8 protein-coding genes and 1 pseudogene are annotated in these 11,292 nt (G+C 50.9%); 4 read left to right on the top strand and 5 right to left on the bottom strand.

Features of this window, described 5'->3' with window-relative positions:
• Positions 1 to 61: 61 nt before the first annotated feature.
• The 3 genes from BLQ55_RS30125 to BLQ55_RS30115 form a co-directional block, all read right to left on the bottom strand.
• Entirely contained in the window at positions 62 to 1,435 is a 1,374-nt protein-coding gene (locus BLQ55_RS30125; RefSeq protein ID WP_092198737.1) for an aspartate aminotransferase family protein, read from the bottom strand.
• 20 nt (positions 1,436 to 1,455) lie between these two features.
• The gene (locus tag BLQ55_RS30120; RefSeq protein ID WP_092259267.1) at positions 1,456 to 2,940 is read right to left on the bottom strand and encodes an aldehyde dehydrogenase; all 1,485 of its coding nucleotides are present in this window, start codon (positions 2,938 to 2,940) and stop codon (positions 1,456 to 1,458) included.
• Positions 2,941 to 3,368: 428 nt separating this feature from the next.
• Entirely contained in the window at positions 3,369 to 4,046 is a 678-nt protein-coding gene (locus BLQ55_RS30115; protein WP_092198740.1) for a TetR/AcrR family transcriptional regulator, read from the bottom strand.
• A gap of 280 nt (positions 4,047 to 4,326) precedes the next feature.
• Here BLQ55_RS30115 and BLQ55_RS30110 point away from each other — a divergent pair, with 280 nt between their 5' ends.
• Genes BLQ55_RS30110 through BLQ55_RS30095 form a run of 4 tightly spaced genes read left to right on the top strand, consistent with a single transcriptional unit; the run spans position 4,327 to position 9,500 of the window.
• Complete coding sequence (locus BLQ55_RS30110; protein ID WP_092259261.1) at positions 4,327 to 5,661, top strand: alginate export family protein; 1,335 nt, start codon at positions 4,327 to 4,329, stop codon at positions 5,659 to 5,661.
• A gap of 40 nt (positions 5,662 to 5,701) precedes the next feature.
• Positions 5,702 to 6,880 (top strand): MFS transporter, encoded by a 1,179-nt coding sequence (locus BLQ55_RS30105; protein ID WP_092259258.1) that lies wholly within the window; start codon positions 5,702 to 5,704, stop codon positions 6,878 to 6,880.
• A gap of 11 nt (positions 6,881 to 6,891) precedes the next feature.
• Entirely contained in the window at positions 6,892 to 8,466 is a 1,575-nt protein-coding gene (locus BLQ55_RS30100) for an amidohydrolase (protein ID WP_092259255.1), read from the top strand.
• A 14-nt stretch (positions 8,467 to 8,480) separates the two neighbouring features.
• The gene (locus BLQ55_RS30095) at positions 8,481 to 9,500 is read left to right on the top strand and encodes a CobW family GTP-binding protein (RefSeq protein WP_170847566.1); all 1,020 of its coding nucleotides are present in this window, start codon (positions 8,481 to 8,483) and stop codon (positions 9,498 to 9,500) included.
• A 55-nt stretch (positions 9,501 to 9,555) separates the two neighbouring features.
• Here BLQ55_RS30095 and BLQ55_RS30090 read toward each other — a convergent pair.
• Positions 9,556 to 9,909: pseudogene (locus BLQ55_RS30090) on the bottom strand (hypothetical protein).
• Between the two features lie 339 nt (positions 9,910 to 10,248).
• Positions 10,249 to 11,280: a formylglycine-generating enzyme family protein gene (locus tag BLQ55_RS30085; protein WP_092259264.1), complete on the bottom strand. Its 1,032-nt coding sequence runs from the start codon at positions 11,278 to 11,280 to the stop codon at positions 10,249 to 10,251.
• Positions 11,281 to 11,292 lie beyond the last annotated feature (12 nt).

Raw genomic sequence — 11,292 nt, 5'->3', positions numbered from 1 at the left:
GAGCCCCTTTCTACAGGAAGGCTCTCGAACCTCAACCTTGGAAGCTGAGGCTCGGCAATAGCTAGATCAGATTGAGTTCCTGGCCCGTGCGGTTCACTGCCCGGAGAGTTTTCTCTACTAACTCATCAAGCTCAGAATGGTTAGCGATCAAAGCAGGCGCCATGATCATCCGACCCAAGGTTGAGCGGATAATCAAACCCTCTTCAAAACCGACAGTCCGGCAGTGCCAGGCGATATCGTTCTCCGCTTCAAACCGTTTGCGAGATGATTTTTCTTCAGCAAACTGCAGAGCAGCAACCATTCCCACCCCTTGCACGTCGCCAATCAGCGGATGATTGTTGAATGCCTCACGCAAAATTTTCTGAAGGTACGGGCCCGTGTCGTTTTTAACTTGGGTGACAATCCCTTCATTGCGCAAAGCCAGGATGTTCGCTATAGCAACAGCAGCGGCCACGGGATGGCCAGAATAAGTCAGGCCACTTGCGAAAACACCGCCTTTTTCGACCAGCACCTCCGCTATCTTTTTGCTCAGAACCAGGCCCCCCATCGGGATGTATCCGCTGGTCAGTCCCTTAGCGATAGAGAGGGTGTCCGGTTCAAAGCCAAAATGTTCGTGAGCAAACCATTCGCCTGTACGACCAAAACCACCGATTACTTCGTCTGCGCAAAGAAGGACATCATATTTGCGGCAGATCCGCTGGATCTCGGACCAATAACTCGCCGGAGGAAAAATCATGCCGCCTGCGCCTTGGAATGGTTCAGCAACGAAGGCCGCTACCTTTTCTGCCCCGAGTTCAAGGATCTTCGTTTCAAGCTCAGCCGCTGCTTTCAGGCCAAAGGCCTGCTCGTCGAGTTCGCCGCCTTGGGCGTACCAGTAGGGTTCACCAATATGAGCGAAGCCTGGGAGCATGCCACCCATCTCGTGCATGAAACCCATGCCCCCTAGGGCTGTGCTGCCCAGAGTGGAGCCGTGATATCCATTCCAACGTCCGATCATGATGCTTTTTTCGGGCTTGTCCAGGATCTGCCAGTAACGGCGCACTGTGCGAATCAGTACCTCGTTTGCCTCGGAGCCGGAGTTTGTATAAATCGCGTGACTGTAGCGGTTTGGCAGGAGACTAAAGAGCAGCTCGGACAGCTCATTCACTCTAGGGTGAGTGGTTTGGAAAAACAGGTTGTAGTATGGCAGCTCTTGAAGCTGACGATGGGCAACGTCTGCGAGATCCTTACGCCCGTAACCCAGGTTCGTACACCACAGGCCAGACATGCCGTCAAGGTACCGTTTTCCCTCGGTGTCCCACAGATGCAAACGATCTCCACGTTCGATTACCAGTGCGCCTTTATCGTTTAGCACCTTCTGGTCTAGAAAGGCATGGATATGGTGTGCGGCATCCAGCTTCTGATAGTCGCTTGTAGTGCGTATCGGTTTGGTCATTTCATCTCTCCTGGCGCTGCTTAGCGCAATTGAAACCACGTGGTTTTCAACTGGGTATATTTCTCAAAAGAATGCAGAGATAGATCGCGCCCGAAGCCCGACTGTTTGAATCCACCGAAGGGTATCGTCACGTCCAACGCATCAACGGTGTTTACCGATACGGTCCCCGCACGAAGTCTTTTAGCTACACGGTGGGCGCGGTTCAGATTGTCCGTCCAAACTGAGGCGGCCAGCCCATAAACGCTCGAATTCGCAATCTCCACTGCCTCATCTTCCGTGTCGAACGGTATGACCGCGAGCACAGGGCCAAAGACCTCTTCGGTGGCTAAGGTCATAGACGGATTCACGTCTGTGAAAATAGTCGGCTCAATGAAGTTGCTGGAATTGTTGATTTCAACGCTTTGCCCTCCACAAACAAGTGTTGCACCCTGGGCCTTCGCGATTTCGATGTGTTCGAGGATGTTGCTTGTTTGCTTTGCGTCGACAATTGCACCAGCGGGGCTCGTGGGGTCCAGCGGGTCACCGGGCATCCAAAGGGCAGCCTTAGCTTTCAGCAGCGCGACGAATTTATCGTGGATACTCCGCTCCACCAACAATCGAGAGTTTGCAGAACAGATTTCCCCTTGGTTGAAGAAGATGCCAAAGGCAGCTTTCTCGGCGGCGAGCTCAAGATCTTCGCAATCAGCAAAGACGAGATTGGCGCTCTTACCACCGCACTCCAGCCATACTTGCTTCAGGTTGGACTGTGACGAGTACGCCATGAACTTTTTTCCCACTTGTGTGGAGCCGGTGAAAACCAGGCAATCAATATCGTTATGTAGCCCAACCAACCGTCCAGTGGTTTCTCCTAAACCAGGAACTACGTTGAACACACCAGAGGGCACGCCCGCTTCCGTTGCCAATTCAGCCAGTCGAATGGCGGAGAATGGTGATTGTTCTGCAGGTTTCAATACGACAGAGTTACCAGCAGCCAATGCCGGCGCAATCTTCCACGACGCCATGTCCAGCGGGAAATTCCATGGCACTACCGCACCGATCACGCCCAGTGGTTCACGGGTGATCGTAGCCAATACATTAGGCGCCGAAGGTGCGGTTTCGCCGTACAGCTTGTCCAGGCTTTCCGCATACCAGCGAAATACATTTGCCGAACCTGGAACATCAATGTTCATAGCGTCAGAAATGGGTTTGCCCATGCAGCTTGACTCGAGAAGCGCGAGCTCTTCTCTGTGCTCAATAATCAGATCAGCCAATCGCAACAGCACCTGCTTCCGTTCAACCGGACTGCAAGAAGACCATACACCTGAGTTGAATGCTGCTCGGGCGCCTTCGACTGCTTGATTGACTTCCACCTCCCCACAATTGATGACGTGAGCAAGCGTCTGTCCGGTAGCAGGATTTATGCTTTCAAATGTATTGGGCGAAACTGTGCCTTGCCCTCCAATCCATGCGTGACTGGCGAATTTTTGGCTATGGACCAATGTTTTCCAATATTCCTTTGAAGACATAACAGGAGCCTCGTCGTTTTGTTTGATTGTGACCATTAAGCAAGGATGGTGGAATTAGTAAATTTATCGATCGAGGCTATATAAAAGCTTCCTTGTATACATCTCTTGTAGTTCGACAGCCTGCGATGCAACTGGGCATGTTAAATACTTCAGTGCTAGATATACTTTTTCCTAATGGCCTAATGACTAGCTAGCCTTTCATCCGAGCGCATTCCATCAAGCCGTTTGGCCAACAGGTCGTCACAAGCGTTCAGCCGTTGCTGGGTGCTAAGTCCATCTGGCTTGTGGCCTTGTCCCATGCTTACTGAGCCGCGGATCTGTGGAGACTTCCACTAGGTCATGGTCATCATCGCTTCTGCTCTACAAGGGCGATTAACGAGTGCAGCACTTGGATAGAACCGAGGCTCCTAAACCTAAAAAAGCGGTTATCAGTTTTTAGCCTCTAAATTGGAACCTGCAGCAGTGCTTTTCTTTTTAGAGGAAAGTGTCAGACCTGAGTGGCCAACCGCTTCCAGTCCAGCACAAATGGCCTCAAACGTAGCGCGCATCTGGACGGCATGACCCACCAAGTCAGGCTCAGGTTGAGTGACAAGGCGGGCAAATGCCATATTGCTAAGATCACTGATAATGCGCAGCGCCACGTCAATGCTCACCTCCGGTTTGAACAGGCCTGCACGCTGGTAATATTGCAAAATCAGCTTGACCTCAGACAGCAAGACTTCATTCCAAATGTTGAAAATGTACTGCAGCTCTCCAGCTAAAAGGGCTGGCGCAATTTCAGCCCACAATTTAGGTGGAAATGCTTCCAGCTGGAGTACAGCGACCTCTGTATCAATTTCGCAAAGCGCGTTCAGCAAACTACTGGCTTTTTCAGCACGAAGCCTTAGGCGCTGGATTGCTACCGCATCCGGCGCTTTGAGAAGCTCAAGCAAAATCTCCTGCTTGCCCCCAAAGTAGTTCACTACGGTAGGCGCGGACACGCCGGCCCGAATGGCGATCTGGTCAAGCGTCGCTGCTGAAAATCCGACCTCACTGAATACGGCCAGCGCGGCGTCGGCAATCACCTGCCGACGTTGCGCCTTCTGTCGCTCTCTCAACCCCGTCATGACTGTCCTCTCTTCAGATGATCGTAGATTAGGGTGGTTTTATTTTTTATTCAAATTATTTTCTTTACAAAAATATTTTCTGATGGCAAAAATCAATCCACGGCCCCCGCTACGGAGATGGGTGAGCCTCGCAGAGGCCGATTCAGGCCTCATAGCTCCGGGAGGTTCACCTCCCAAGACAAACAGCTACGCCGAGCTACATCTGATCAGGACGATCTCGAAACTCGGAGCTTCCTCACTGCCCTGTTGAACAAAAAAATCAAATACACAGGAGCCACAAATGCATAGGTTCGCACGTACCTACGGCCTCACTTGTCTATCGTATGGCGTTGGCCTGACGCTTTCTGGAACCGCCTTTGCCGGTTACCAAATCCAAGAAGGCGATTTCAAGGCTGATTTCACCCTATCCGCACTGGCGGCCTCGGTTTCTTCAAAAAACGCCAACTTTGGTGCTGGCGCATTCGATATCCGGTCAGGCAAACCGACCGGGCAAAACCATTCCTGGCAAGAGTTCTCGGTAAAGCCAGGCGTAACAATGGAATATAGCGTCAACCCAGACACCACTCTATTGGCCGGAGGTTCCATCGTTGCAGCTACCACACAAGGTGGGGCTGACCCAGGGGGCTACACCCGCAACGGCGCCAACAACACTGCCCTAGAGGAGTTATATGGTGGCGTGCAAGTCGGAGATTGGAAGCTGACCGTTGGTAACCAAAACTTCGCTGTAGGGAACATGTTCCTTATTGGTGATGGGAATGTGGATGCATTTGGTGACGGCGCCTACTACAGCGCGCCCAGAACGGCCTACCGAGACTCTGTCGTTCTCAACTGGACAGGTAGCCATGTCAGTGCTCAGGCTTTTTCTCTTCGCACAGACGGACATGCGGGTGACTTTAGGCTCCAAGGTCTAAACGCTGACTGGCAATTGCCAAACGTCGTGCTAGGAGCAATGGCTTACAAAGTCGACACAATGGAGTCGGAGCTTTCCGCCCTCTCGTCACAACGAAATGGTCAAAACGTTTACAACTTACGCGCGCTCAAAGGCAGTATTCCTGGCCTTCCTGGCCTGGTCTACAACGCAGAGTATGCATTGGAGAAAGGCAGCGGAGACGGAATCAAATACGACGCCAAAGCTTGGTACGGATCGTTGGACTATACGTTTTCCATGCCGTCTGCGCCCTCGATTGGATATCGCTATGCGTATTTTTCAGGCGATGACGATCCGGGCGATAACACCAAGCGAAGCTTTGACCCTAGCACGAAGGGATACACTGACTGGGGGCAATGGTTGATTGGGGAAGTTGTCGGCAACTATGTGCTGTACAACAGTAACGCAAAGGTCAGTACTCTCCGCGGCAGAATGAAGCTCAACGAAGTTTTTTCGGTTGGAGCCCAACACCATCACTTTGAGCTGGCGGAAAGTAATTACTTTGGCACGCCAGTGACAAATAAAAACTTTGCAAATGAGACAGGTCTGTACTTGGAATGGACCCCCACTCCTTCCATCTATTCTTTCGTTTCTTTCAATTGGGTGCAGCCGTTGTCCGGTGCTAAGCAAGCATTGGGTGATGAAACCTTCAGCGCACTTGAATTCTGGGTTGCGTATAAATACTGATCAGACCATCCCTCCAACGCCAAAACCAAACAGGTGCATCATGCACAACCATCACGCCTCCAATGTAAACCGTGATCGACTGCTACTCATATGGATTGCAACCATTGCAATCATTGTTCTTGGTATTCTTCCGATGTTCATTGGGTCGCTTGCGGCGATACGCAATCTAGATCTTTCCGAACAGGGCTGGATTATTTCTGCGGAAAGCTATGGCATGCTGCTCGGCACCGTAGTTTGTGCCTCGCTAGCCAAGCGTATTAAACCTGCCATTCTTTTCATATGCGCTGGATTAATTGCACTCATTTTTAACACAGTATCCGCCCAGTTTGCTAACTTCCAGGTAGTCCTGGCTTCAAGATTTATGGCGGGATGCGGTGCGGGACTGGCATTCAGCTTGGCTATCTACTATCTAGGGTTGATCAAAGGTCAAGAGCGCTCATATGGCATAACGCTAGCGCTGCAAACATTGGTCTTTTGCGGGTACGCCATTTTGTACCCAGTCATCGTTGAGTACTACAGTGCAAAAACTGCTATTTACTCTATCGGGATATGGTTTGTCATGATCACTGTCGCTGGCGCTTTTTTAAGCCAGTATCTTTTTCGCCTCCAACAGAGTGTTTCGTCTTCAACATTATCAGGACAAGGTACGCAATTTGATGGCGGCGTTGCCATGTTGGGTATGTTCCTTTTAGAGGTAGCTATATTTTCCCTGTGGGGATACGTTGGTAACATTGGTATGGCTCAAGGGATTTCCGAGGTGGACATTGGCTGGGCATTTGGTATTGGTCTATTAGGAGGTTTGCCTGGAGCCGGTTTCGCCGCCTTAGCTGGCAATACTTGGGGCAGGAAGCCTTTCATTCTAATCGGCTGTATTTTAATCGCCGTCCCGACCGTAATTTTAGCTACGTCAAGTTTCACTACAAACGGACTGATGACTTCGCTGTTTGTAATGAACGTAGGATGGATGCTTGCGCTTTCGTATTACATGGCGCACATCGCCGCAAACGATCCAAACTATATCTACGTTAGGTATATGGGTGTCACTCAATGCCTAGCGGTTGCTCTGGCCCCGACACTAATCGCCAGCGTCATAGTAGGAGACAGCCTCGCGCCAGTGTTCGTGATCTCTGCGACCTGTTCTGCTGTGGCCGGGATCATTGTCTACCTGATAAAAGCGCATCCGCCTCGCATCTCAACTGAACTTACGTCAAAAGTCTGAAAGGAGTAACCATGTCAACTCTCTACTACAACGCAAAAATCTGGACGGTTAATAAGAATCAGCCTAGGGCTGAGGCGATGCTGGTAAATGATGGAAAAATCTTGGCTATCGGGAACGTGACCGAGATCAATGCCTTAGCAAATGCTCAAACTGTAAATGTCGACCTCAAGGGTAAGACAATCATTCCTGGACTGCACGATGCCCATAGCCATTTGATCTGGGCGGCGGCACGCAGACTGGGGTTTCAGTGCCAACTGGACGACCCACAGACCCTAGATGAGCTTGCCTCACAGCTCCGGGCTTATTGGACAAAAAACTCACATCGTAAATGGATTACGGCTAGCGTTTACAATCCATTAGTCTTGACCACTGAAATCCTGACGTTGGAATGGCTGGATAATGTCCTCCCCGGTGTACCTATCGTGCTACACGATTTTTCCTACCACAATGCGATGGCGAATAGCGCCGCTCTCGCCGCCGCCGGATTGCATAAAAATTCCCCTCCAATTCCCGGTGGCGTTATTGGGCGGGATGAGGATACCGGGGAACTGAACGGAATTCTCCGTGAGCAAGCTTGGGGGGTTGTACACCGCGCCGCTCCTCAAAGTTCTCTTGAAGAGAACGTAGAAGCTCTTAAAGTGGCGGCGTTGGTTTGTAATGAGCATGGAATCACGTCGGTTCAGGAGGCTTCAGCAAACGAAGCGTTTTTGAAAGCAGCGAAAGCTTTGGATTCTCGTGGACAGCTTACTCTGAACCTAACATGTCACATACCATGGGGCTCGGAAATGCTTGCGGGCTGCAATAAGGCCGGCCAGGATGCAGTGATTGCGAATCGCGCTATGTATGCAAGCGCAAGGGTTGACGTGAACGCTATCAAGGTTTTACTTGATGGGACCTCCATGGCACCCGTTTTCAGCCATGTACCGCTTGATCCGGTGACTGACCAACCGATCACATACAACCTCTTATTAGATCCAGATGAACTGAGCGAACGGATTGCGGACTGGACTGCTGAGGGTCTTATTGTTAAGTCCCATTGCACTGGGTACGGTTCTGCCCGAATTGGACTCGATAACTACGAACGCGCATCGCATGTACCTCGAGCCCCAGGCCAATACCACGACATCGCTCATGCCCACTATATTTCTGAGCGGGATCGCAAGCGTTTCGCAGATCTAGGCGTTGTGGCCGAAATGTCTCCGGCGATCTGGCATATTCCGCAGTATCAAGAAGCATTGGGTAGGGCTTACGATTTTCGCACCCTGTACGAGAACGGTGCTTTGATGACGATCGGCACGGACTGGCTATTACCTCCTACTCCAACGTTATTCCCGGCGCTTGCAGGGGTATTGGAGCATGGAGATGAAAGCGTTTCTCTTGAACTCGGAGTGGAAATGTTAACCATAAATGGCGCCATTGCTGTCGGTCGATCAGATCAACGGGGCTCTTTGGAGATTGGTAAAGAGGCGACATTCATTGTGTTGGACACGCCTATATTCGAGGCCTCTCCCGCCGAAATAGCGGAGACGAAAGTACTCAAAACTTTCATCTGTGGGGAAGAAGTCTACTCACGGGAATCGGCGTAAATTAGGAGAATATGGTGACCAACCTGACCACCCATGACCGTATACCGGTCACACTTCTGACCGGTTTCCTTGGCAGCGGTAAAACGACATTGCTCCGCGAGCTTCTCGCCGACACACGCATGGCGCGCACCGCCGTCATCATCAACGAAATCGGTGAGGTTGGGTTGGATCACCTACTGGTCGGAACGCTCGACGACGATGCCGTACTCCTTAAAAGCGGATGTGTGTGCTGTACTATGAAATCTGAGTTTGGGGACACCCTCAAGTCACTGTTTAACCGACGTGAAAGCGGAGTGTTACCAAACTTTAATCGTGTGATTGTCGAAACGACGGGGTTGGCAGATCCTGTTCCACTGGTGAAGCTGTTGCTTGGTGATGAAGGCCTCGTTTCAAGATTTAGACTTCAGGCCGTAGTGACCACGGTGGATTGCCAGATAGGTGCGCTGGAGCATCGACCTCGGGTAGAGCGAGACAGACAAATAGGTATCGCCGATCACCTGGTACTGACAAAAACAGATCTGGTGAGTACCGATACCCTTGTAGGTATTACTAAAAAGCTGCGCGACTTGTACCCAGATAAACCCATTACAAATGGTCGCGTTCAACAGGATATTTTTTCGTTACTGCTTGAGAACCAACAGCAGCCATTGGCAAAAGAGATGCTTCTAAGGCTTAGACCTACGCATTTCCAACCATCTTTATCGGTGAGTACTTCGACGCACAATCACAAGGGGGTGCATACTTTCTGCTTAAGTGCCGACGAGCCGATCAAGTGGGCCGTCGCCATCTCTTTTCTAAGGTGGCTGGCCCGGACGTACAGCCACAAGCTGTTAAGAATGAAGGGGATTTTGAACATAATGGAATCGGATAAGCCCATCATCGTACAAGGGGTGGAGCATTATCTCTTCCCCGAAACCAGCTTGGAGGCATGGCCCGGGAACTTGCGGTCTACCCAGCTCATTATTATTGGAGATGGACTGCCAGAACGAGACGTGAGGGAGAAGTTTAGCGCTATGGTATTGGAGACCAAGTAATCGTGTTTGAAAAGTGATGATTTCGTCGGTTTGAATCTGATGGATTTGATTATCGTTAAAATCCAAGAGGGGCGCTCTCGATATCCCCCCCTGTTTGCCTGGCCTTTTCAAGCCTCACCCTGCCAATGTTGACATTTTCCACGCCCGGATTGAAGACATTGGACGGGGCCAGCTTCTGATAGAACGCCTTTAGATCGGCCTTCGCTGGATGGCCAACGTTATGCTCTGCCGGGTATTAAGCGCCACGTTCATCCGGCAGTGCGTACATCGCATGTTCCACGGCTTGGCAATCATGGCCCTTACACACAATGTAATCTTGAGGGAAGACGTGACAGAAGAAATGTCCGTAATACAGCTTCAGGATCAATTGCTGCTCGATGGATGCCGGCAGCCTCTTAAACCAGTCCACATGCCAACCGAAAGCGTAGCACGGCTCGGCAGCATCACCGATGCTCTTTGCCAGGGGGTCTAACTCCGCCTTTATCGCCCATGAACGGACTCGATTTCCGGTCAGACTGTGAGGTAGAGTGATGGAAGTCTCGGTGTCAGGCTTTCACAGTTATTGAAGCGCCAAGAGGACGCCATACTCGCCTTGAGGTTCGTGCGATTCATCATGTAAGTCGCATACTTATGGACCTCCAGGCATGATTAAGGCACCTCATAATCGGGCGTATGATTTGGCACATATGCCGGCCCAAATGAGGACTAACAAGTCAACTAAACCGCTCAACAAATCAAGTTCAGGCCTTCAAGGAAGGCTCACGGTACGAAAACCAATATGATTAGTTCCCATGGTTCGATCCTGAGCATGTCGCGCACTCGGACGGTAGCGTTTGCAGTACGAGGGTGAACAAAGAAAAGATCCCCCTTTGATTGTACCCAGCAGAAGCGTTCGCGCTTGGACGCTGAGTGAATCCTCAAGATCAATTTCTGGATGAGGCTCTTCCTCGATGGAGTGATAAGGCGTCCAGTCATCCATTACCCACTCCCAAACATTACCCACCATATCAAAAAGATGGTAGGCATTCTGAGGAAAACAGCCAACAGGCGCTGTCGCGATGAAACCATCAGTGGCGGTATTCAAAAAAGGAAATACGCCGGTCCAGGTATTCGCCATCTCCTTCCCGTCCAAATGAAGACTCTTGCCCCAGGGGTAGGTTGTACTGCTCGCACCTTTAGCCGCGTACTCAAATTGAGCTTCGGTCGGTAATGCACGGTTCATCCACTTCGCGTAAGCCTGAGCATCTTCAAAGGCTATTTGTACGACGGGATGATTATCCATATTGTCGATGGAGCTGCCTGGACCACTAGGGTGTTGCCAATCCGCTCCTTCTATGAAATGCCACCACTGAAGATTGCTGACCTGCAGATCGCGAGGGGGTTCGAACACTGTTGATCCAGGACGGTACATCTGATCGGGCAAGCCGGGAAATACTTTAGGGTCTAACCCCCGCTCAGCCAGTGTCTTGTATCCCGTCGCCTCAACGAACGCTCGGAATTGCGCATTCGTCACTTCATGCCGATCAATCCAAAACCCATCCACCGTAACTTTCCGCTCTTGCGCTTCTTCCGGATAGTGCGTATTGGAACCCATAGTAAAGGTGCCCCCCGGCACCCATACCTGCTCTATAGGTACATCCTTGGGCGGTAAGCCTGAATATTGCCTGCAAGATGATACGTCACCCAAAGATGAATAAACAGGTTCGGCACTGACATCATCAATGGTAACCATCACGCTCAATAATGCCCCGGCTATCAGAGCACGCCTGTAGTCATTCATTTTCATAACTCA

The sequence above is a fragment of the Pseudomonas sp. NFACC13-1 genome (assembly GCF_900104425.1).
GTDB lineage: Bacteria > Pseudomonadota > Gammaproteobacteria > Pseudomonadales > Pseudomonadaceae > Aquipseudomonas > Aquipseudomonas fluorescens_AA.
This window is presented reverse-complemented; position numbering and strand designations above follow the sequence as displayed.

Excerpts from the sequence above, each read along its gene's own strand:
- BLQ55_RS30085 (WP_092259264.1), bottom strand. The coding sequence starts at position 11,280 with ATGAATGACTACAGGCGTGCTCTGATAGCCGGGGCATTATTGAGCGTG.
- BLQ55_RS30100 (WP_092259255.1), top strand. The coding sequence starts at position 6,892 with ATGTCAACTCTCTACTACAACGCAAAAATCTGGACGGTTAATAAGAAT.
- BLQ55_RS30110 (WP_092259261.1), top strand. The coding sequence starts at position 4,327 with ATGCATAGGTTCGCACGTACCTACGGCCTCACTTGTCTATCGTATGGC.
- BLQ55_RS30125 (WP_092198737.1), bottom strand. The coding sequence starts at position 1,435 with ATGACCAAACCGATACGCACTACAAGCGACTATCAGAAGCTGGATGCC.
- BLQ55_RS30105 (WP_092259258.1), top strand. The coding sequence starts at position 5,702 with ATGCACAACCATCACGCCTCCAATGTAAACCGTGATCGACTGCTACTC.
- BLQ55_RS30115 (WP_092198740.1), bottom strand. The coding sequence starts at position 4,046 with ATGACGGGGTTGAGAGAGCGACAGAAGGCGCAACGTCGGCAGGTGATT.
- BLQ55_RS30120 (WP_092259267.1), bottom strand. The coding sequence starts at position 2,940 with ATGTCTTCAAAGGAATATTGGAAAACATTGGTCCATAGCCAAAAATTC.